Raw genomic sequence first — 22,214 nt, forward strand, 5'->3', positions numbered from 1 at the left:
TACTGACTAATTAAAACTCGTAAGTGAGGGTGGCGCGAACTGTGCGACCGTCACCTAAATACATAAACGCACCTGAACGATAGGCTGCCGTCCAATATTCCTTATCGGCTATGTTACCGAGATTCAGTCTTAAGGTCATATTTTCAGTGGCATTGTAGTTAGCAAATAGGTTGACCACGTTGTAACTAGGTACAACTATGCTGTAATCGCCTAGGTCAGTGTTATAACCTGCGGCCGAATCTGGTTGACCACCGAACATTTCACTTTTGTAAGTAAAATCACCACCAAAGGCGAATTTTTCTGTAGGTTGATAGCGAAGCTGCAAATAAAAGCTGTCTTCGGCAAAGTTACTTAAGGCTAAGCCAACATTTTCTGCTGTATAGGATTCTAATACTTCAGATTCCATAGTTGAGGCACTGATTTGTACACTTAATGTTTCTGTTACATTGCCATTAAGAGCGAATTCAATACCATCTACACGGTTCTTACCTGTGTTTAGTGTACCCAAGGTAGAATAGTCATCACCAACACTTTCCATGACATCAGACTTGGTCATTTGGAACCAAGTAGCAGCTAAAAACAAGCGTTCGTCTAAAAACTCCCACTTTGTGCCAAGTTCAATGTTTTCTACCAATTCAGGATCCGCTACTGAGGCCTGATCAGGATCGCCACATAAACCGCCATAACCACAACTTGCACCTACATCAGATTCACCGCCGTTGATATTAGTGGCCGTGGCGTAAGTCGCATAAATATTACCGTGCTCTGCGACACTATAAACTAAGCCCAAATGTCCATTGTAGAAATCATCTTTATAGGCGTAGTCTATGGGGTTACCTCGGCTCACTACGTCATTGCTATAGTCGATGCTGTCTATGCGGAGGCCAAAGAAAACCTGCCACTTTTCACTTATTTTTGCGGTATCCATTACATATGCAGAAATAGTCGAGGCGTCAAACAGCGAATCCGAATTTCCCTGTTCAAACGTGCGGCCAATGATTTTAGATGGGTTAGCATAAACTTCAGAGTTTTCATCTAATAGACAATAACTACCACTCACTCCACCTCTTCCTGCTGTAGTGCAATTAGTGGGATTGTTGTAAGTAATATCATATGTGCCATTGGTCACTTGCTCATCGGTAAACTCAATACCCAATACTAAGTCATGTGTAATTTCACCGGTTGTTACATCCCACAAAAAATTAAATTGTGTCGCAAAGTATTCGATTTCTTGCCAGCCTTGGTGGGTACTTAGTCCAATACTTGCGACATTGGGAGCCAATGTATCTTCTTCGGCTCTGACGTTGCCTCGCGCACCTGTTGAGATATAGCCATTTTCTGTTTCACCGTAACGGGTAGCATTGTAAAACTTGAAATTTTCGTTGATGTCGTATTCAGTTCTGACGGTAAAGGCCATAATTTCTGAATCAAGAAAATCTTCTTCTTGAGCGTAAACTGGAATATCTTCTACAGGTTTACGTGTTGCTGAGTTGAAATAACTGCCTAAATCAGGGGTATCTTCGCTTTCAAGATAATAGAAATCAGAGAATACTCGCAGATCATTAGTATTGTCATATAAGCCTGATAACAACACGCCGTCTCTACTTCTTTCTATGCCATCTCTGTTTGGTGCATCTTCACTCGCGGTCAATAAGTTGATTCGTGCCGCAAAGTTTTCGGTGAGCGGTTTATTGTAATCAACCACCACTCTATTGTAGTCATCGGTACCAAGGGAGGCGTCAACACGACCAAAATCGTAAGCTGTTGACGCTTTTTTGGTGATGCTATTGACCGCACCACCTGAAGAGCCTCTACCTGCAAAAGTGGAGCTAGGGCCTTTGGTTATTTCAATTTGTTCAGCAGAAAAGCTCTCTCGAGTGGACATGCCAGGGTCACGTAAACCATCAACAAAAACATCCGAGCGTGCTTCATGGCCACGAATAATATAACGGTCGCCAAAGGCATTACCATTTTCGCCAGTACCCAGCGTCACACCTGCTTGGGAAGATAGTATTTCTTTTAAATCGCTTCGACCTGATTCATCAATTTGGTCTTTAGTTAATACCGTAATGGTCTGTGGGATATCAAATAATTCAGCCTGACGTCTAATATCACCAGAATGATCAACTTTATAAATAGAGTTTCTAACACCGTGGATCCTGATTAACTCCATTTCTTCTTGAGAGCAATTTGTCTCCTCGCATTGAGTCGTTTCGTCATTTGCCAGTGCATTGGTTGACGATAAAGCTAAGGTAGTAAGTAAGGCTGCAGAGCCCAACTGTAAAGGAGTGTGTTTGTGTTTAGACATGAGTTTGTGTGTTCCCTAATAAATATTTGGGCTGATACTAACTCAATCAATTTACCAACGCAAATGATAGTTATTATCATTTGCGTTGGTGCTGTTATTTGTAATTCTTTCTTTTTATATAGGAAGGTAAGTGACAATCAAGTAAGCGGTACTCCATCAAATTTTAACCCAGACCAACCTGATTTTATGAAGTGACGAATATTGTAGTGATCCTCCCCTTTGGGTTGGCTAGTACATCGTCTCGATAATAGCTTCCAAATAACGCTAGGGTTTGGTTTTCAGTCAATTTCTGTAGTTTTGAAAAATAAAAAATCTTACAGGAGCCCTCATTAGTGCCTGCTTGATTTATCACAGTACCATTTGTAAAACGAGTAGGAGTGTAAGTATAAGCCGTTTACGCTCATGAAAATTTCCAGTTTTAATTCTATTTATTTAATAACCAAGAGCCGCTATACGGTTATTAAGGTTGCACGTTACTCTGGGGTTAAAGCTACGGTTATTTTGCAGTCGATATGTCTAAGCAGTTTATTCACTAGCATTGGAACTTCAATCTTCGAGGGGCGATTTTGAGAAGTCACAGTTATTAGAATATCGCAATCATCTAAAACTACTTGTTGTCGCACAAAATAGATATTGAGATCGTTAATGTTGTCTAACTTATCAGTTAACGCAACAGATCCAGTAAAGCGACCATTGGTGTTGTTGGCATGGTAAGTGGCCCCAGTGACTTCTCTGGTTAGGGTAATCCCTTGTAATTTATTTAAATTTAAAAAGCGAAAAGAAACCTGTGTTTTAATGGTTAACACCTTAATTTAAACGGTAATAGAAAGAAATTAGAGCTCAAAATATAATTTGATACCAGCTAAGGTATTGGTCGTCGCCACTGCCGCGAGGATAAGTCCCATGACTCTACTGACAACACTTGCACCGCTACTACCTATCAAGCGGTTTATAAAGTTTGATGCAAGCATCAAGATATACACAATAACCAACACCAATAACATCATACTCACAGTTTGCATTTGCTCCAAAATATTAAAGCGAGAATTTTCAGTTAGAATAACCGCTCCAAGCATGGCTCCGGGGCTTGCGATTGAAGGCACCGCTAAAGGAAAAACTGCGGTATCGTTATGAGTTTCGGCAAGTTTTACTTCTGATTCAGGTTTACTCTCGCCAAATATCATAGATAGAGCGAATAGGAATAAAACAATGCCGCCGGCTATTTGAAAGGCACTAAGAGGTATGCCCATTGCAGTTAGAATAAGTTCCCCCGCGACGACAAAAAATATCAGCATAGCCGCCGATGTCAAAGTTGCGTATAACGCTATTTTACGACGAGCTGCGTTGTCAAACTTCTGGGTGACAGCGATAAAAACAGGTACAGTACCGATAGGGTCTATGACCGCAAAGAAAAAAATAAACGTTGCTAAAAAATCAATCATGAGTCGGAACCTCCAGAGGCGTGTCGCGTGTAGTTAATTCTTTGTACTTGTTTATCTAAGAAAGATTGTACAAAGTGCTGGGTTTCTTAAGTTTTTCACCTGCTCTTAGAATTAGATGGTACCTATCTTAGCAAAATACTTACCTTAACTGAAATTGTTCACAATTGGGTCGCTTAGTGAAGGCAGGGCAAACGCGGGAAGAGCAGCAAAAACGTTATTTTTTGGTCGCTGAAAAGCCGTCTACTATTTATTAACAGGGGAAGAATAATGCGGTTAACCCTACAACTACGTTACTAACAAAGGGCTAATATGAAAGTTATCATTGGAAAGTTTAGTCATGAACCTTTTCATGCATTGTCAAAAAAAGATCTAAGTTTGTTATTTAAACTGGTGCCAAAGGAGTGGGGAAATCACGTATCTAGTGTTGTATTGAGCTCGAAAATACTCAAAAAAGCCAAGTTAACCCATGCCATTGAATACAAAGTCACAAGTAAACAGATATGTATATATTCCAGAGGTCTGGTGCGAGAAATAGTCGCTAAACAATTACTCGTTGAGTTAGCTTCAATTGCGTTACAAAAAGAGCATTCCAAGCCAGTTGTTGAGACCGATTTAGACATACTGGTTAAGCCTTATATAGAAAAGTTTTTGAAAACCAAAGTATGACAAAAACTTCTGAGCATAGTCTTAAATTCACTCACATTAGAGGAGTCTAAGAGACGCCAAAATAAGAGTGAACCACTATTTTATTATTACTTAACGCCAGTGATTGTTTTTGATAACCAGTGTTCGAGGACTTGTTGTAACTTAAATGACTCTACTGGCTTTGAGATAAAATCATTCATGCCTGCATCGATACATTTTTCTCGGTCACCCGCCATAGTGTTGGCAGTCATGGCAATAATCGGAATCGAGCTGTCGAGAACTTTAGATTGTGGCGAGCGAACATGGCGGGTGGCCTCAAACCCGTCCATTACTGGCATTTGGCAGTCCATGAGTACGAGGTCAAATGGAAAACTCTCAAGCGCTTTTAAAGCTTCTTCTCCATTAGCTGCAAGGTCTGACTGAATACCGAGTTGCTCAAGCATTGATTGGGCTACCACTTGATTTATAACGTTGTCTTCTACTACTAATACTCTTGCATTAAACTGTGGCGATTGGCGTGAACTGTATTCATTGAATATTGGCGCATCATCCGTTGTTATTTTCGCTACTTGCAATAGTGTATTGTATAAAACGGTTTGGTCGACTGGTTTGGTTAGGTAAGCGTTAAACCCCGCGGCTTTTAGTTTTTTAGTATCTCCACGTTTTCCTTGAGAGGTGAGCATGACTAAATGTGTATTAGATATGGCAAGGGTATTCTTTATTTTTTTGCCTAATTGTACGCCATCCATTTCTGGCATCTGCATGTCGATTATAGCAATGCTGAATGGTTGCTTCTGAACACTCGCCTCTTTAAGAAGTGTCAGCGCTTCTTTGGCGTCTTCTGCTAACGTGTATTCAACTTGCCAGTTTGTTAACAAATGTCCAAGTAGAGTACGGTTGGTCAAGTTATCATCTACGACTAAAATTTTTTGTTCACTTAGGTTGGCCATAAAATTACTAGTGGCAGATGCTTCAGCATTTTCAAGATCCAGTGTAAACCAGAATGTCGAGCCTTTTCCTAAGGTACTATTGATGCCAATTTCACCTCCCATTAACTCTACTAATTGTTTACTGATAGCAAGTCCGAGTCCTGTTCCGCCATGACGGCGTGTTGTAGAGCCGTCAGCTTGACTAAAGCGTTCAAAAAGTCCAGCTTGCTGTTCCTCCGATAGCCCAATACCCGTATCAATTACCTCAACGAGCACCTTAGTACGAGATTCAGTCTGTTGCTGAACATGATAGTATACGGCGACTTCACCCTGTTCAGTAAACTTGATGGCGTTGCCCACCAAATTATTGAGAATTTGCCGAATACGCCCAGGATCAGCTCGGAAACACTGATCGAACAAAGGGTTGGCTGGGCAGATCAACTCTAATCCCTTGTCGTGTGCTCTGACTGCAATACTGGTTCCAAATTCATTCATTAATAAACCCATGTCGAAATCAATTGATTCCATTTCTAACATCCCCGCTTCTACCTTAGAAAAATCGAGGATGTCATTGATGATAGACAGTAAGGATTTGGCACTACTTTTGACTATTTTGGCGAAATTGTGCTGCTCAGGATTTAGTGGCGTGTCTAATAAAAGGTTGGTCATGCCTATTACACCATTCATTGGGGTACGGATTTCGTGACTCATATTAGCGAGAAATTCACTTTTGGCTAGACTGGCTTGTTCTGCATTTATCTTAGCGTTTTTCAATGCGGTTTTAGTTTGTTGGCGCTGGGTTATGTCTCGGGTAATCCCTACAAAATGTTTATCGTTATCGATAGTAAGTTCGCTTACTCCTAATTCCATAGGGAAGGTAGAACCATCTTTTCGTTGGCCAATAAATTCGTCGCCTTTATTGACTAATTCGCTGTCTGTTGCGTTATTACGGTTGTCTGGAAAGCCATTTTGCTTCGAGTGATAGGGTTCTGGCATTAACATGGTGACATTTTTACCAATAACTTCAGCTTCGGTATAACCAAAAATGTCGCGTGCTGCAGGATTAAATGATTCGATTATTCCTTGTTCACTAATGGTAATAATGCCATCTACTATGTTATCGATAACTGCGGATAGACGTTTGGTTTGAGTCATGACTTCATGATTCAGGGAGTCAGTTGTCTTTTGTTGTTTTTCAACAAAAGTATTGATGCCTTCGTACAGAGTAAGAATCTCATCTTTAACAGACTGCGTATCAAGACGTACTGTCAAATCCCCACCTTTGAAGCGTTCGCACGCTGCGGCCATAGTGACAACAGGCTTCAAAATTCTTCGTGAAACAAACCAAATAATAAAAACAGTGGCTAAAAAACCTATTAATAAACTGAATAACAGCATGGTTTGAAGTGAATCATTGATCTCAGAAAAGACTAAATCTTCTGGGATATGGAAGGTTAATACCCAATAATTAGTGTTATCTCGAGGGGAAAAAAATATTTTCTGAAACCCCTCCAGTTCTTTCTCATTTTGATCGTATCTAATGAAAGCATCCTGTTTAAGTATCGTTTTCGCCATGAAAGGCTCATCATTACTTAACTTGTTGTCAACACCGAGGTCAAACCCAAAGGTTTTTGTATCGTCGGGGTGTTTGATGTAGAAACCGTTGTTATCTACAATTCTCCTTTGAATCCCATTTTTTACTGAAGATATGCCGGAAAATAGTTGTTCAGTAGATAAATTCAATACCAATAACCCAGCTATTTTTCCTTCATTGTCAAAAGCAGGCGTTGCGATCCTCAATACAGGAAGATGAGGTAACTGAATCGCACCGTACTCGCGGTTGAGGCTGACATTTGAATAATAGGTTTCACCATGCTTTAGTTTGAGGGTTTCTATTACATAATGAGAATTAGCTTTATTTTGAAGGTTATCAGCAGCCACATTAATTACCTCGCCATTTGGACTGCGTTGCACCCGTAATACTTCATTACCCGCTTTGTCGATGAATCTTAATTGTTGATATTCACTGTGATTATGCACAAATGCTTCGAAAACCCTTGCTAGGCGCTGCCTAGGCTCTTTGAGGTTTTCAGCGTTTATTGGAGTAAGCGTATTCTCAATGGACCTTGTTACAATGGCTTGCAAAGAAGGGATATCACGCAGTGATTGCAAGTTTTGATGATGATTTTCTAAGGTCACTTCAATTGCTTGTTTAAGCAAAAACGATTTACTTTGCTCCAATTCAAGTACTTCTTTTTCAGCAAGATTCCTTGATTGCCAGTTAGTGGTAAAACTGATAACGACCAATGCAATAGCTAATAGCCCGCCCAAAGCCAAGGTTGTCTTAGCTCTAAGTCCAAAAGTAAATTGCTTCATTCTGGTAAGAATCCTAATTTGTATCTGAAAAATTGCTGGGTGCGTATTCCAGCATCAATGGTGTCATTTAAAAAACACGACAAAGTAGCTTAGTCGAATAAACATTACTGAGTTTTGAGAGATTAGTAAATAATTGTTAAGGGTAGGATTGTGACATTGATTGGTTAATTCCTTAAATGTGGGTTGGTATTAGATTACCCCAAAAAAAACCGGCTTTCGCCGGTTTTAAATATTTCTTCTTAAACGCTTAGCGTTTAAGACTTAGCAGGACGACCTGCTTGTTTACGTAAGTTCTCAGTCAACAACTTCTTACGAATACGTATACTTTCAGGAGTCACTTCAACTAACTCATCGTTATCGATGAATTCAAGAGCTTGCTCTAACGACATATTAACAGGAGGTACTAAGCTTTGTGCTTCATCGGTACCAGACGCACGTACGTTAGTTAACTGTTTACCTTTAAGGGCGTTTACAGTTAAGTCATTTTCACGAGAGTGGATACCTATTACCATGCCTTCGTATACTTCAACACCGTGACCGATAAATAAACGTCCACGACTTTGTAGGTTAAACAATGCGTTAGTCAAAGCTTTACCTGTAGCGTTGGCAATCAATACACCGCTCTTACGTTGACCAATTTCGCCGCCTTTGTGCGGACCGTAGTGATCAAATGTGTGGTACATCAAACCAGAACCTGAAGTCATAGTCATAAAGTCTGTTTGGAAACCAATCAAACCACGGCTTGGGATCATGAAGTCCATACGAATACGGCCTTTGCCATCTGGCGACATATTGGTTAACTCACCTTTACGGGTACCAATTTGTTCCATAACAGAGCCTTGATGTTCTTCTTCAACATCAATAGTGACTGACTCGAAAGGTTCGTGAGTTTGCCCATCAACTTCTTTCAAAATTACTTCTGGACGTGATACCGCTAACTCGTAACCTTCACGACGCATATTTTCAATCAATATACCTAAGTGTAATTCACCACGACCCGATACACGGAATTTGTCAGGATCAGGCATTTCTTCTACTTTAAGCGCTACGTTATGCACTAACTCATTTTGCAGTCTTTCTAGGATATTACGTGAGGTCACGTATTTACCTTCTTTACCGGCAAACGGTGAATTGTTTACTTGGAAAGTCATCGTTACTGTTGGTTCATCAACAGACAATGCTGGCAATGCTTCCACAGTACTAGGGTCACATATGGTATCAGAAATCTTAAGTTCACCTAGCCCCGTAATTGCGATGATATCTCCGGCATCTGCTGCGTCTACTTCGTGACGAGCTAGACCTAAATAACCTTGAACTTGGCCTACTTTGCCATTTCTTGTTTTACCATCAGCGCCAATAATAGTGACTTGCTGGTTAGGCTTAACAGAACCTCGAGTAATTCGGCCAATACCAATTACACCTACATATGAGTTGTAATCTAGCTGTGAAATTTGCATTTGAAACGTGCCATTAATGTCAGCAGCTGGTGGCTTAACGTGTTCAATGATCGTTTCAAACAAAGGTGTCATAGTATCGCTTTCTGCATCTAAATCGTTGGTAGCCCAACCATTAATAGCCGACGCGTATACTACTTGAAAATCAAGTTGGTCATCTGTTGCACCTAAGTTATCGAATAAATCAAATACTTGATCCATAACCCAATCAGGGCGCGCACCAGGCTTGTCGATTTTATTGATGACCACTATGGGTTTTAAACCTTGAGCGAAAGCTTTCTGAGTCACAAAGCGAGTTTGTGGCATTGGGCCTTCTTGCGCGTCAACTAATAATAGTACTGAATCAGCCATAGACATTACACGTTCTACTTCGCCACCGAAGTCGGCGTGTCCAGGAGTGTCTACTATATTGATTCGATATTCGTTCCACTTTATTGCCGTGTTTTTGGCAAGAATCGTGATACCACGTTCTTTTTCAATATCGTTAGAGTCCATCACACGCTCTTCGGCTTCGCCGCGGCTTTCTAAGGTGCCAGACTGTTGTAATAACTTATCAACTAGGGTGGTTTTACCGTGGTCAACGTGCGCTATTATGGCTATGTTCCTCAAATTTTCGATTGAGGTGGTTGATGAACTCATTATCTTTTCTCTGTTAGGGCCAAGTATTCGTCATTTTGGAATGGTTTTTTTGCCAATCTGCCAATGAAATACACAGCTAAAATTTACTGAAATTTATTGGGCGCGGATTGTACAGTTTTATCCTACGTTTAGCGAACTTCAAATGCATTTTGCGGTAAATAAAAGATGGAACAGCATTTCGATAACGTTACGTTAACATTAGAAAGATAAATTGAAGCATTAAAGTGCTATGGCACTGTTATGGTGCATAAATGCTTTAACGTGGTGCGTTGGTTGATGTTTTTTTCGTTTACTCTATGCTAAAAAAACATAAACAAAAGGCATTCCAAACACTTAGGTATGTGGCATGATTATCGCAATGTTTTGGCACGTTTTAGAATTTGGAGTGAGTTGACTCCGAGTAACGCATTTATACTTTTAATCTGGAGGACACCATGTCAGCACAAAAGGCCTTTGACCTTATTAAAGAAACCGAAGCTAAATTTGTTGATTTACGCTTTACTGATACTAAAGGTAAAGAACAGCACGTTTCTATTCCCACTCATCAAGTAACCGAAGACTTTTTCGAAGAAGGTAAAATGTTTGATGGTTCTTCAATTCTTGGCTGGAAAGGCATTAACGAATCAGACATGATTTTAATGCCAGACGGCGATACTGCCGTTCTTGACCCATTTGCAGAAGAAGCACAAGTTAATATCCGTTGCGATATTTTAGAACCAATGACTATGCAAGGTTACGATCGCGATCCTCGTTCTGTGGCACGCCGAGCAGAAGAATATTTGAAATCTACAGGTATAGGTGACACTGCGTTTTTTGGTCCCGAGCCAGAGTTTTTCTTATTTGACGATGTACGTTTTCACACTGATATGTCAGGTTCAATGTTTAAAATCGATTCGAGCGAAGCTAAGTGGAATTCTGGCGCAGAGTTCGAAGAAGGCAACATGGCTCACCGACCAGGTGTTAAAGGAGGTTATTTCCCCGTTCCTCCAGTTGATTCTGCACATGATACCCGCGCAGCAATGTGTATGGTTATGGAAGAAATGGGCCTAACTGTTGAAGCACATCACCATGAAGTTGCTACTGCAGGACAGAACGAAATTGCATGTCTTTTCAATACCTTAGTTAAAAAAGCTGATGAAGTACAAATCTATAAGTATGTGGTACATAACGTTGCCCATGCATACGGACAAACCGCTACTTTTATGCCTAAGCCAGTGGTTGGTGACAACGGTTCAGGTATGCACGTACATCAATCTATTTCTAAAGATGGTAAAAACATCTTTGCTGGTGACAAGTATGCCGGTATGTCTGAAGAAGCTTTGTTCTATATTGGTGGTATCATTAAACATGCTCGAGCAATCAACGCTTTCACTAATGCGTCTACGAACTCATACAAACGTTTAGTGCCTGGATTCGAAGCTCCGGTTATGTTGGCGTATTCTGCACGTAACCGTTCTGCATCTATTCGTATTCCTTTCGTTACTAGCGATAAAGCGCGTCGTATCGAAGTGCGTTTCCCTGACCCAACAGGTAACCCTTACTTAGCATTTACTGCTATGTTGATGGCTGGACTTGATGGGATCAAAAACAAAATTCACCCTGGTGATTCAATGGATAAAGATTTGTATGACTTGCCAGCCGAAGAAGCTGCAGCCATCCCACAAGTTTGTAGTTCATTTGAGCAAGCTTTGGAAGCGCTAAACAATGACCGTGAATTCTTAACTGCCGGTGGCGTAATGACTGACGAGTCGATTGATGCTTACATTTCACTTAAAAGTGCTGAAGTTGAAACCCTTAACATGTCAACTCACCCAGTTGAGTTTGATATGTACTACAGCGTTTAATTCAACACCCAGTTACATAACTTTCTAGATTAGTTATTAAAATAAATAACAAGCCCGCATTTGCGGGCTTTTTTTTACTTGAAATAGCGCTACACTTGAATTTACTGGTTTGCGGCAGGGTGTCGTTGATATTTGGAGTAGAAAACCGCTATGAAATTCGCTGCTATTATTTTGTTATTTATACTGTGTATTAGCGCTTCTGCACAGGTTATTTATAAAACCGTAAAGGCAGATGGAACGGTAGTTTATAGTGATATACGCAGCGATGGAGCAGTACCTGTTAATTTATCGGCAATGAATACTGTTGTCGTGCCTTCACTCAATACCCCTTCAAACCGTACGGCTAGTCATAATAAATCCGTATCTAAATCTAAACCGACTATTCAATATGTGGTGTCTATTCGCTCGCCTGCGGCTGAGGAAACCTTGCGCGATAATTCAGGGGCCGTCACCATCACCGCTGACGTATCGCCAAAAAAACCAGGTAAGTTTGAATTAATACTTGATAATCAAACAGTTAAAACTCAATCAAATAGTCAATTTCAACTCGAATCCGTCAATCGCGGCGCCCATATCATTCAAGTTAATTTTCTCGACAACTCAGGCAAGATCCTTGCATCGTCTAAGCAGCAGACCTTTTATCTGCAAAAAGCTTCTGCTCTGATCAATGCTAACTAGTGCAAATTAAAGATTTAGCAAAAAATAGTACCAATATCAAAGCAGCTAAATAATACTTTGCACTATATGAGTGCGTAAAATGTTGAGTTTATGTCTGAATCCGTCACTACAGAAAATTTGCTAGATAACCTATCTACCGCGGTCGTTATACTGGATGGCAATTTGAATGTGCAATATGCTAATCATGCTGCTCAGGGGGTATTTGAACGTAGTTTGAATTTACTTATTGGTTATTCATTTAACCAGTTTATTACCTCGTCTAGCTTGGACTTCGATCGCTTTCAAAATTCTATGCAATTTGGCGAAGTGTATTCCGATAGTGAAGTTACCTTCAAGTTTATTGATGGAAGGCACACCCAAGCCGACGTATCTGTTACCAGTATCTTGGAAAATCAAGATAAACGATTATTGGTCGAAATTAGATTGGTTGAACAGCAGAAGAAAATAAGTCAGGAAAACCATCAATGGGCACAGCAGCAGGCTGCTAGAGAGTTGGTACGTGGCTTAGCTCACGAAATTAAAAATCCTCTAGGTGGCATTCGAGGGGCGGCACAGTTATTAGGAAAACAATTACCTAATGAAGAATTAAAAGAATTTACCCAAGTCATTATTGAACAATCCGATAGATTAACTAATTTGGTCGATCGTTTGTTAGGGCCCAATCTTCGCCCTAATTTTGATTGGTACAACGTGCATCAGGTGCTCGAAAAAGTATGCACTTTAGTTCGACTTGATCCGAGTCACAATATTTCCATTATACGTGATTACGATCCTAGTATCCCTGATGTGTATCTTGATCAAGATATGCTGCAGCAAGCTACGTTAAATATAGTGCGTAATAGTGTGCAAGTATTATCAGAAAACCCAGACATTATTGGCCAGATAAATGTGGTCACTCGGATAGAACGACAGGTGATTATTCATGGTGAATGTTCCCCTTTGTGCGTGAAAATTCAAATTATTGACAATGGCCCAGGCATACCTGAAGAACTCAAAAATACTCTGTTTTATCCTATGGTGACGGGTAAGAAAGAGGGCAGTGGATTAGGTCTATCGATATCGCAAACCTTAATTGGTCACCACAGAGGAAAAATTGAAGTGGATAGTTGGCCCGGCAGAACAGAATTTACTTTATATATACCTATTGAAAAAAAGGATCCCCAGACATGAGTGCAGAACCCGTATGGATAGTCGATGACGACAGCTCGATTCGCTGGGTATTACAAAAAGCGTTACAAGCAGCGAATATCCCTTGTTTTAGCTTTGAAAACCCCGAAGATTTACTGTTACAACTAGAGACGTCGCAACCTCCTGAAGTAATAGTGTCAGATATACGCATGCCACAAATGGACGGCATGGTGTTATTAAACGAAGTGCATAAACGCTTTGCCAATATACCCGTGATCATCATGACCGCTCACTCAGACTTAGACAGCGCGGTTAACGCCTATCAAAGCGGTGCATTTGAATATCTGCCGAAACCATTCGATATAGACGAAGCGGTCAATTTAGTGCAGCGCGCGTTGACACACGCCCGTGAACAGTCCAGCAAAAATCAACAGCCTGAACAAATAAAAGCCACGGAAATTATTGGTGAAGCACCGGCAATGCAAGAGGTGTTTAGAGCGGTGGGGCGTTTGTCTCGTTCTAGTATCAGTGTCTTGATCAATGGTCAGTCGGGTACAGGAAAAGAGTTGGTGGCCCACGCTTTACATCGTCATAGTCCTCGTTCAAACAATACTTTCATTGCTCTTAATATGGCGGCCATACCAGCCGACTTAATCGAATCTGAGTTGTTTGGCCATGAAAAAGGAGCGTTCACTGGTGCTCAAGCTGCCAGACAAGGGCGCTTTGAGCAAGCTAATGGTGGCACACTATTTTTGGATGAAATAGGAGATATGCCGTTAGACGTTCAAACTAGGCTGTTACGCGTTTTAGCTGATGGGCAGTTTTATCGGGTGGGTGGGCATAATCCGGTTTCCGTTGATGTACGTATTATTGCCGCTACCCACCAAAACTTGGAATTGCGGGTATCTGAAGGTAAATTCAGAGAGGACTTGTATCACAGACTAAATGTTATACGTATCCATATTCCAACGCTTAGCGAAAGACGCGAAGATATCCCACTATTGGCTGGACATTTCTTACAAAAAGCGGCTGCAGAATTAGCGGTTGAGGTTAAGTCACTGAGTAAAGAGACGAAAAAGATCCTGTCTAACCTTCCTTGGCCTGGCAATGTTCGACAGCTTGAAAACATGTGTCGTTGGCTAACGGTAATGGCTAGCGGACAAGAAGTATTGCCCCATGATTTACCGCCAGAAATTAATCAACAACCAGTATCAGTTGAGAAAACTGCGCAATCTGGGGATTGGCAAACACTCTTAGCCAGTTGGGCTGACCTACAATTGCAGTCTGGCCACAATAATATTCTTGATGACGCCATTATGAGTTTTGAAAAAATATTATTAGAAAGAGCATTGCACTACACCCATGGTCATAAACAAGATGCGGCTAAACGTTTGGGGTGGGGCAGAAACACTCTGACTCGGAAGTTAAAAGAACTAAATATGTAATACCTGAATCAATTTGCTTTGCTACTGTTTTGGGCAACAGGAGCAAAGCTATTAGTTATAGCTATCGCTAGCAGGCTTGAAAAATTCTAGCGGTTACCTGGCTCGTTCGCTGGTTAATAACGCCGCCATACCAGTATTGAAAGCCTGCATCCATTTAGTTGAAAACTGTCCTTTGGCAATCCGGTTGATTTCAATAACAGCTTTTTTCTTAGGGCGTTTAAAATGGCTTTGATGTGCCCGTGCGTGGGTGATGGCGTCGAAAGTGTCTAATATGGCTAACAACTTCGCTCCTTCGCAAATGTCGCTTTCTTTTATTCCTAGCGGGTAGCCACTGCCGTCGATACGTTCATGATGTTGCATTACAATTTTTCGTGCTTCATTCCATTGAGTCAGATTTTCTAATAAGCGTGCACTTTTATACACATGTGAGCGCATTAGATTAAATTCGACTTCTTGGAGTTTTTCTTGTTTATGTAGCACCGCAATTGGCATAAAGGCCATGCCAAAATCATGCATATAGCAGGCAACGGCTAGTTGCACTTCATTTACCGGTGAACCAGCAATTTTATTGATATAGCCAGCAAGCTTTGCAATCCTATCGCCTCTGCCATCCCAATACTTAGAACGTTTTTCTATGGGTTTCATCAACTCTCTAAAAAACACTAAATCTTCACGTTCTTCATTGCTTATAGATTTAGGAATGCCTGTTGTTGCAATACTTACAGGTGCTTCAGACGTTGACTTTTCATTGATGATTTCACTTTCTTGGCCTAAGTCAAGACTGGGATCGAGCAACAATACAGCCTTGGCCAGTAACTGTTCATGTTGCGCGCCATTCTCTGGAGTAATACGTTGAATGGCAATCACCAATTGTTCAAATAATTGTTTGTCATATTCAGCTTGCCCAGTTTGAATGCAGCTTTGAACAAACACTTTCACTTTGTCCATTATCAATAGCACCAAATCGCTCATGTTACTGGTGTATTGAATTTGGCCTTTACGCAGGTAGTCGAGTAACTCTTCAGCATACTGTAACAGCGGGATGAGGGGGGTGAAATTGACTAAACCTAAGTCACCTTTAATGGTGTGTACGGAGCGGAATAATGATCGCTGTAACTCGTTGTCTTCCGGCTTTAATTCTAATTCAATTAAGGTTTGTTCGCTGGCTTCATAAAGCTCGTTAATTTCTTCCAAAAGGTCAGTGAGAATATCTTCATCGAGATCTTCGTGTTTAAACATTTGCATAAATTGAACGGCCTTAATAATTGAAAGAATTTGTTGTTTTGTTAAGTATCGGCTAATTGTGAATTTTATTCATTTTTTTATGTAGCATTAGAAAGCAAATATGTTACTGAATAAATCAGATCCCTTAATTGTTTTAGCTAACTGCTAAAATGAGTATACTCAGCGCCCATTTCATTGGTTAGGATATGCCTTGTTAGCGTTACTACGCATTATTGCGATATTCTTTTATTTTTTGTTGATCAATTTGTTATTGATTTTGGTGTGCGTGTTACGGCCTTTTCACCGTGACAACGTTCATGCTGCCGGTGTGTTGTATAGCTCTGTTTCTACTTTGTTAGGACTAAAACTTGAACTACGCGTCCCTGATAGTGTGAAACAAGGTGGGCCCTATGTATTTATTGCCAATCACCAAAATAGTTTTGATTTATTAACTATATGCGCTGCAGCTCAAAAAGGTACAGTGACAGTTGGTAAAAAAAGTCTCATATGGATCCCAATAATAGGGCAAGTGTACTGGCTAACGGGAAATATTATGATCGACAGGAAAAATTCAGGTCGAGCACATGATACTTTACAAGACACAGTGCAAAAGATTCAGAAAAGGCGCTTATCTGTGTGGTTTTTCCCTGAAGGAACACGCAGCAATGGTCGTGGATTGTTACCTTTTAAAACGGGAGCATTTCGTATCGCCAAAGCGACTAAGGAACCCATAGTAATGGTGACAGCCAGTAGCTTACATAACAAAATAAAATTGAATAGATGGGACAATGGTACGCTAGTCATACAACTGTCTGAGCCAGAGTTCATCAATGAAACTCAGTCGGTTAAATTCAATGCCGAATATTTTCATCGTAAAATGCAGCAACAAATTTCACAAATTAATGCAGAAGTAGATAACAAAAAAGTCTAACTAACTTGCCCATAGGAGTATTTCATGAATTCACAGCACACATCCGAATTAGCCGAATGGCATGCGTTTAATCAAGAAACAATAGAAGCGTTAATTGAAGATGGTAGTGACGCCAGTAAAGCACATACAATAGAATATCATTTTGCGAGTGCCGACTTTGAGTTGTTAGAAAAGGCAGCGGTTGACGCATTTAAAGCAGGCTTCGAAGTAGGGGATGCGGAAGAGTTTGAGTTAGAAGATGGTGAAGAAGTTTTTTGTTTTGATGCCGTCGTTGAGCGTATGTTGGATGTAGATTTAGTTAATCAGGATACCGATAAACTTTTTGCCATTGCCGAAAAACATGGTGTGGATTACGACGGTTGGGGAACGTTTTTTATTGAAAAGTAGCCACTATCAATTCGTTCAAAAAACAATCCAATGACACAATAGTGTCATTGGAACGCTACAAAAGTGTAGTAAAACCATCATGTAAGCGTCAATAAAAATACATCTCAGTTACACATTACTCATTCATATTACGGCCCACAAAAATAAATCTACTGGGACAACACATTCAATGAGCATCAAAACACCATCCAAATTAGCTTTATCGATATCTCTAGCACTCAGTGCCTGTGCGGTGACTATGCCAGTGATTGGCGCAGAAGAGACAGACAAAAATGAAAATTTGGAGTCAATTACTGTAGTAGGCAAAAGTGTGTCTTACGCCAACAATCAAACTTCTGATGAGATGGCGAAGCAACAAAGTAACTTAACTAGTGTGTTAGCCCAAATAGACAACTTGCCAGGCGTATTGATAAACGAAGGGGACACGTTTGGCTCTGATGATTGGTCTACTACCGTTTCAATTCGTGGTTTTCAGTTAAGCCTAGACGAACAGCAAATCGGTATTACTATCGATGGGATCGCTAACGGTAATTCTAACTATGGTGGTGGAGCCAAAGCGAATCGTTACATTGATACTGAAAATTTAGCTGCTGTAGAGGTATCACAAGGTACCGGCGACATAGCTTCCCGCTCAAACGAAGCCTTAGGTGGTACATTAAATTTTACAACCCTTGCTCCAAACGACGATGAGCAAATGACTTTGAGTTGGTCACAAGGCAACTTTGAAGCTCAGAAATTTTTTGTACGATATGATACCGGTGAAATTGCAAAAGATACCTTTGCTTGGGTGAGTGTTTCAAATAGTCGTAACTCCGACTGGGTTGATCAATCAGCCGAAAATAGACGCGATCATATTGCAGCCAAGGTCGTCAGTCTTATTGGTGACATTGAAGTGACTGCTTATGGTTCTTGGGATGACACCCATGAAGATAACTACCAACGTGTCAGCCTTGCGCAATTCCAGCAAAATCCAGAATCAGATGGCTTGATTTCACAATGGACGGGGATCCCTTACGTTGACCAAGTGTATCGTCAAGGTTGGTCTACCTTACGTGAGAACATTTTTGGATATGTGTCAGCCCAATATAAAGGCGACAATATTGATTTGAGCGCCAACGTTTATTATCACGAAAATGAAGGCCGTGGTGATTGGGTGCCGCAGTACATTGTTGATGTGAAGGCAGATGGTGTTGGTGCTCCCCATTCTGAACTCGTGTCTGGCCAAACCGTTAGTGGCGGTTCGGCGCTCGGGCAACTTTTCTTTGTGGATAAGGCGGGCAACGCCCTTAGCCCTGAAGCCGATTGTGAGAGTTCGATTACTTTCCCTTATGGAGGAGCCGGTGCGGTATATGATCCTGCATGTTATTCAGACGGTGCTATACCAGTGGGCTCTTACCGACATACTCATTATGAAAAAGAACGTTTTGGCTTTAACGCTGATTTTACTTGGTACAGTAAAATTGGCGATATGGATAACACCTTACGTGGTGGTGTTTGGTACGAAGATTATAGTCGTAATGAGTCTCGCGATTGGCATAAAATTATCGATTCTCGTTCTAGCGCTGAATTTGACCATACCCCATATTGGGTTGAATACGAACGCACTTTCCCAGTAGAAACCACCATGTTGTATTTAGAAGATGAATTGGATTTGGATTTTGCAGTGATTCGTTTAGGCGCTAAAAAATTCTTAGTGGATTTAGAGCGTGAAGACAACTTCGACTCTACTAATGGTGCCTCAGTTTCATCAGACTCTGATGTATTAATTTCTGCGGGAATAGTAGTGCCAACTCCTGTGGATGGTTTAGAGGCCTTTGCTGGGTATGCAGAAAATTTTGCGGCAATTAAAGATACGGTACTTGAGCGAGACGCTTCGACTTTGGATTTGGTGACGCCTGAATCAGCCGAAAATCTAGACTTAGGCCTACGGTATGTGTCCCAAGATATTAATGCGAGTTTAACTTACTACAGTATTAAATTTGACGACCGTTTGACCTTTATCGCTCCAGATTCACCCGACGGTATCGATTACTTAATTGGTACTAACGGCAGTTACGTGAACGTTGGTGGGGTGGAATCAAGCGGCATCGAAGCCTCACTATCAGTACGATTAACCGAGACAATTTCTGTTTATGGTGCCTTTACTGCGAACGATTCTGAATATACAGAAGGATCTATTGGGTACCCTGCTGGAAACACAGTATTTGGTTCAGTCGAAAACATGATAGTGGTATCGCTAGATTGGCAACAAGATAACCGTTTTGCGGGACTTTCCTCAAAATGGGTTGACGATCGATATATTGATGCTGCCAATACCGCTGTTGCCGATGCTTACTTAGTCACAGACTTGTACGCCGGGATCAGTATCCCTTCATTGGCTGAAGGGATGGGCGATTTAGAGCTTCGTTTTACAGTCAATAACTTGTTTGATAAGAGTTATTTAGGCGGTATCGCTGGTCAGTCTGCTTGGATTGGCGCACCTCGTACCGCAGCATTCAATGCTACTTTGAAATTTTAACATTTTACAATAACCAGTTTTCCCTGTGTGTCACTTTTGGGACGGACTTTATGTTCGTCCCTTTTTTTATTTGGGCTGAATTAATATGAAATACTTATACGTTTATGTGCTGTTGTATCTAGGATTTTTTAATGAGCCAGTAATGGCTGCAGATAACCTGTTAGTTGTGAGTCTTGATGGGCTACGCTGGCAGGAAGTGTTTCGGGGTTATCAAGATGATGTGCTCAACTTAGAAGACTTCGAAGGGAGCAGAAAGGCTATTGTTCAAGAGTTTGCTGGTAATACGGTTCAAGAGAAGCGTAATCGGTTACTGCCATTCTTGTGGCAAGTTGTCGCCAAACAGGGAATTTTACTGGGTGATAGAGATAACCATTCATCGATGCAACTCACTAATCATTTATGGTTTTCGTATCCTGGTTATAACGAATTATTAACTGGTAAAGCGGATCCTAAAATTGACTCCAATCATGCCAATGATAATGCAAACGTCACCTTTTTAGAGTGGTTAAATAGTCAGTCAGGCTACCAAAATCAAGTGGCTGCATTTGCCAGCTGGGATGTCTTTCCGGCAATTATCAACCGAAAACGCAGCAAAATTCCCATAAACGCAGGGTTTGAATCAGCCGCTTGGCCTAATTTATCTGAAAAAGCCAAGTGGTTAAATGCGCTACAAAAGCAAATTCCCAGTCCTTGGCACAATGTGCGTTTAGATGCTTTTACTGCAGGTTTTGCTCAGGAGTATATATTGCAACATCAACCCAAAGTGATTTATCTTGCTCTTGGTGAAACTGATGATTTTGCCCATCAAGGCAACTATCCAGAATATTTGCGCGGCGCTAAAAGGGCGGATCAATTTATCGCGAAAATATGGGAGCTACTTCAGTCTATCGAGCAGTACCAAGGCAACACCAACTTAGTGATCACAGTCGATCATGGTCGTGGAAACTCAGCAAACACTTGGCAGCATCATGCAAGTGCTAAAGCAGTAAAAGGATATTTACATGGCCTCAATCATTTTGAAAATGGCATACCTGGCGCGGATCAAGTTTGGTTAGCCGCTATGGGACCCGATGTAAAAACTAGCCTAGATATTAAACAACAGCAAGATTTGAGTTTGAATCAAGTTGCGGCTACTGCCATTCAATTGCTTAACCTAGATTATCAGCAATTTTCTACTGATATTGGACAACCTTTACCTATAGTCAAACAGAGATAAATGATCATGAAATATGTCGTTAACAGCATTTTTTTAGTTTTGATATCAATGAGCAGTTCGGCAATGGCTAAAGAGGTCTCCGCGGCTAAGGTTAAAATTTTATTTGGCTCATGTTTACATCAAGACAAACCTCAACCCATCTGGCAGGCAATGAATCAAGAGCAGGCCGATTTGTTCGTTTTGTTGGGTGACAATATTTACGGTGATACCAAAAACATGTCAGAGCTAGAGGGTAAATATGCCAAACAATGGGCCACTGCAGGTATGCAAACTATGTTGGCAAACACTACTACTATTGGTATTTGGGATGACCATGACTTTGGTGAAAACGATGCTGGCGCTGAATATCCGCACAAAGAAGCATCGCGACAGATCCTGTTGGATTATTTTAAGGTTCCCAAAAATAGCAAAAGGCGCACTAGGGGCGATGGCATCTATACTAGCCATATGTTGACTCAGGGCGAAATGCGAGTACAAATAATCTTGCCTGACTTGCGTTGGAATAGAAGCCCACTTGAATCTGTTTCCAAGCTGGAATATTTGAGTCATAAGGCACCGAATAATTTGGGCCCATATTTACCCAGTTCAGATCCTAAACGCTCCCTGTTAGGGGATACCCAATGGCGGTGGTTAGAGCAACAATTACAACAACCAGCCGATGTACGTATTTTTGCCTCTAGTATTCAATTGTTACCCGAGTTTTCTGGATGGGAGTCTTGGGCAAACTTACCCCATGAAAGGCAAAAATTTTTAGCCTTATTGGATAAATATCAAATTGATAATTTAATTATTGTCAGCGGAGATACACATTGGAGTGAATTAAGCCAAATAACTCGAAAAAACGGCAACACCCTCTGGGAAATGACTACCTCTGGTTTAACTGAAGAATGGAAAGCGGTGAGTCCCAATAAACATCGCCAAGGGCAAAGCTACAGCAAAGCAAATTATGGCGTCATTGAACTGAGTTCTCAACAGATCAATATGACAATAAAGGATGTTTCAGGTAAAAAAATCATGACAAAAACACTGTCTTTGGACAACGATTAGCTT

The 22,214-nt window shown here is 40.9% G+C and carries 18 protein-coding genes; 10 read left to right on the forward strand and 8 right to left on the reverse strand.

All coding sequences use genetic code 11. The annotated features are described in order from the left end of the window. Window positions 1-10: 10 nt before the first annotated feature. The 5 genes from ABJK37_RS14885 to ABJK37_RS14905 all read right to left on the reverse strand — a co-directional run bounded on the left by ABJK37_RS14885 (window position 11) and on the right by ABJK37_RS14905 (window position 3,750). Complete coding sequence (locus ABJK37_RS14885; RefSeq protein ID WP_348355483.1) at window positions 11-2,308, reverse strand: TonB-dependent receptor; 2,298 nt, start codon at window positions 2,306-2,308, stop codon at window positions 11-13. Between the two features lie 137 nt (window positions 2,309-2,445). Further along, the gene (locus tag ABJK37_RS14890) at window positions 2,446-2,508 is read right to left on the reverse strand and encodes a hypothetical protein (protein ID WP_348356085.1); all 63 of its coding nucleotides are present in this window, start codon (window positions 2,506-2,508) and stop codon (window positions 2,446-2,448) included. Further along, complete coding sequence (locus tag ABJK37_RS14895; RefSeq protein ID WP_348355485.1) at window positions 2,493-2,660, reverse strand: HopJ type III effector protein; 168 nt, start codon at window positions 2,658-2,660, stop codon at window positions 2,493-2,495. Before ABJK37_RS14895 ends, ABJK37_RS14890 begins: the two co-directional genes overlap by 16 nt. Before the next feature lie 121 nt (window positions 2,661-2,781). Further along, on the reverse strand, window positions 2,782-3,114 hold the full coding sequence (locus tag ABJK37_RS14900) for a hypothetical protein (protein ID WP_348355488.1): 333 nt from the start codon (window positions 3,112-3,114) through the stop codon (window positions 2,782-2,784). 27 nt (window positions 3,115-3,141) lie between these two features. Further along, window positions 3,142-3,750, reverse strand: a complete 609-nt coding sequence (locus ABJK37_RS14905) for a MarC family protein (RefSeq protein ID WP_348355491.1) — start codon at window positions 3,748-3,750, stop codon at window positions 3,142-3,144. Between the two features lie 309 nt (window positions 3,751-4,059). On the opposite strand from ABJK37_RS14905, the gene ABJK37_RS14910 reads away from it, so the two are divergent. After that, window positions 4,060-4,416, forward strand: a complete 357-nt coding sequence (locus tag ABJK37_RS14910) for a hypothetical protein (RefSeq protein WP_348355494.1) — start codon at window positions 4,060-4,062, stop codon at window positions 4,414-4,416. 86 nt (window positions 4,417-4,502) lie between these two features. Here the strand turns inward: ABJK37_RS14910 and ABJK37_RS14915 are convergent, their stop codons facing one another. Further along, the gene (locus tag ABJK37_RS14915; protein ID WP_348355497.1) at window positions 4,503-7,700 is read right to left on the reverse strand and encodes a response regulator; all 3,198 of its coding nucleotides are present in this window, start codon (window positions 7,698-7,700) and stop codon (window positions 4,503-4,505) included. Window positions 7,701-7,954: 254 nt separating this feature from the next. Next, window positions 7,955-9,793, reverse strand: coding sequence for a translational GTPase TypA (gene typA / locus ABJK37_RS14920; RefSeq protein ID WP_348355500.1), 1,839 nt, complete (start codon window positions 9,791-9,793; stop codon window positions 7,955-7,957). Window positions 9,794-10,227: 434 nt separating this feature from the next. Here typA and glnA point away from each other — a divergent pair, with 434 nt between their 5' ends. The 4 genes from glnA to glnG all read left to right on the forward strand — a co-directional run bounded on the left by glnA (window position 10,228) and on the right by glnG (window position 14,888). Then, the gene (gene glnA, locus ABJK37_RS14925) at window positions 10,228-11,637 is read left to right on the forward strand and encodes a glutamate--ammonia ligase (RefSeq protein ID WP_348355503.1); all 1,410 of its coding nucleotides are present in this window, start codon (window positions 10,228-10,230) and stop codon (window positions 11,635-11,637) included. Between the two features lie 150 nt (window positions 11,638-11,787). Further along, entirely contained in the window at window positions 11,788-12,315 is a 528-nt protein-coding gene (locus ABJK37_RS14930; protein WP_348355505.1) for a DUF4124 domain-containing protein, read from the forward strand. Window positions 12,316-12,405: 90 nt separating this feature from the next. After that, entirely contained in the window at window positions 12,406-13,485 is a 1,080-nt protein-coding gene (gene glnL, locus ABJK37_RS14935; protein ID WP_348355508.1) for a nitrogen regulation protein NR(II), read from the forward strand. Next, a complete protein-coding gene (gene glnG / locus ABJK37_RS14940) occupies window positions 13,482-14,888 on the forward strand; it encodes a nitrogen regulation protein NR(I) (RefSeq protein ID WP_348355510.1) in 1,407 nt (468 codons plus the stop codon). Before glnL ends, glnG begins: the two co-directional genes overlap by 4 nt. A 93-nt stretch (window positions 14,889-14,981) precedes the next feature. On the opposite strand, the gene ABJK37_RS14945 is transcribed toward glnG, so the two are convergent. Further along, entirely contained in the window at window positions 14,982-16,133 is a 1,152-nt protein-coding gene (locus tag ABJK37_RS14945) for an HD domain-containing phosphohydrolase (RefSeq protein WP_348355513.1), read from the reverse strand. A 190-nt stretch (window positions 16,134-16,323) separates the two neighbouring features. On the opposite strand from ABJK37_RS14945, the gene ABJK37_RS14950 reads away from it, so the two are divergent. The 5 genes from ABJK37_RS14950 (at window position 16,324) to ABJK37_RS14970 (ending at window position 22,211) form a co-directional block, all read left to right on the forward strand. Further along, window positions 16,324-17,043, forward strand: coding sequence for a 1-acylglycerol-3-phosphate O-acyltransferase (locus ABJK37_RS14950; protein ID WP_348355516.1), 720 nt, complete (start codon window positions 16,324-16,326; stop codon window positions 17,041-17,043). A gap of 24 nt (window positions 17,044-17,067) precedes the next feature. After that, a complete protein-coding gene (gene rraB / locus ABJK37_RS14955; RefSeq protein WP_348355519.1) occupies window positions 17,068-17,430 on the forward strand; it encodes a ribonuclease E inhibitor RraB in 363 nt (120 codons plus the stop codon). A 175-nt stretch (window positions 17,431-17,605) separates the two neighbouring features. Continuing rightward, window positions 17,606-19,948, forward strand: coding sequence for a TonB-dependent receptor (locus ABJK37_RS14960; protein WP_348356087.1), 2,343 nt, complete (start codon window positions 17,606-17,608; stop codon window positions 19,946-19,948). Window positions 19,949-20,033: 85 nt separating this feature from the next. Continuing rightward, window positions 20,034-21,164 (forward strand): alkaline phosphatase family protein, encoded by a 1,131-nt coding sequence (locus tag ABJK37_RS14965; protein ID WP_348355522.1) that lies wholly within the window; start codon window positions 20,034-20,036, stop codon window positions 21,162-21,164. Window positions 21,165-21,170: 6 nt separating this feature from the next. Further along, the gene (locus ABJK37_RS14970) at window positions 21,171-22,211 is read left to right on the forward strand and encodes an alkaline phosphatase D family protein (RefSeq protein WP_348355525.1); all 1,041 of its coding nucleotides are present in this window, start codon (window positions 21,171-21,173) and stop codon (window positions 22,209-22,211) included. Window positions 22,212-22,214: the final 3 nt, after the last annotated feature.

The organism is Paraglaciecola sp. (assembly GCF_039964565.1).
Lineage (GTDB): Bacteria > Pseudomonadota > Gammaproteobacteria > Enterobacterales > Alteromonadaceae > Paraglaciecola.

Coding starts and splice junctions, on each gene's coding strand:
- glnA (WP_348355503.1), top strand. CDS start 10,228: ATGTCAGCACAAAAGGCCTTTGACCTTATTAAAGAAACCGAAGCTAAA.
- typA (WP_348355500.1), bottom strand. CDS start 9,793: ATGAGTTCATCAACCACCTCAATCGAAAATTTGAGGAACATAGCCATA.
- ABJK37_RS14915 (WP_348355497.1), bottom strand. CDS start 7,700: ATGAAGCAATTTACTTTTGGACTTAGAGCTAAGACAACCTTGGCTTTG.
- rraB (WP_348355519.1), top strand. CDS start 17,068: ATGAATTCACAGCACACATCCGAATTAGCCGAATGGCATGCGTTTAAT.
- ABJK37_RS14945 (WP_348355513.1), bottom strand. CDS start 16,133: ATGCAAATGTTTAAACACGAAGATCTCGATGAAGATATTCTCACTGAC.
- ABJK37_RS14910 (WP_348355494.1), top strand. CDS start 4,060: ATGAAAGTTATCATTGGAAAGTTTAGTCATGAACCTTTTCATGCATTG.
- ABJK37_RS14930 (WP_348355505.1), top strand. CDS start 11,788: ATGAAATTCGCTGCTATTATTTTGTTATTTATACTGTGTATTAGCGCT.
- ABJK37_RS14965 (WP_348355522.1), top strand. CDS start 20,034: ATGAAATACTTATACGTTTATGTGCTGTTGTATCTAGGATTTTTTAAT.
- ABJK37_RS14885 (WP_348355483.1), bottom strand. CDS start 2,308: ATGTCTAAACACAAACACACTCCTTTACAGTTGGGCTCTGCAGCCTTA.
- glnL (WP_348355508.1), top strand. CDS start 12,406: ATGTCTGAATCCGTCACTACAGAAAATTTGCTAGATAACCTATCTACC.
- ABJK37_RS14970 (WP_348355525.1), top strand. CDS start 21,171: ATGAAATATGTCGTTAACAGCATTTTTTTAGTTTTGATATCAATGAGC.
- glnG (WP_348355510.1), top strand. CDS start 13,482: ATGAGTGCAGAACCCGTATGGATAGTCGATGACGACAGCTCGATTCGC.
- ABJK37_RS14905 (WP_348355491.1), bottom strand. CDS start 3,750: ATGATTGATTTTTTAGCAACGTTTATTTTTTTCTTTGCGGTCATAGAC.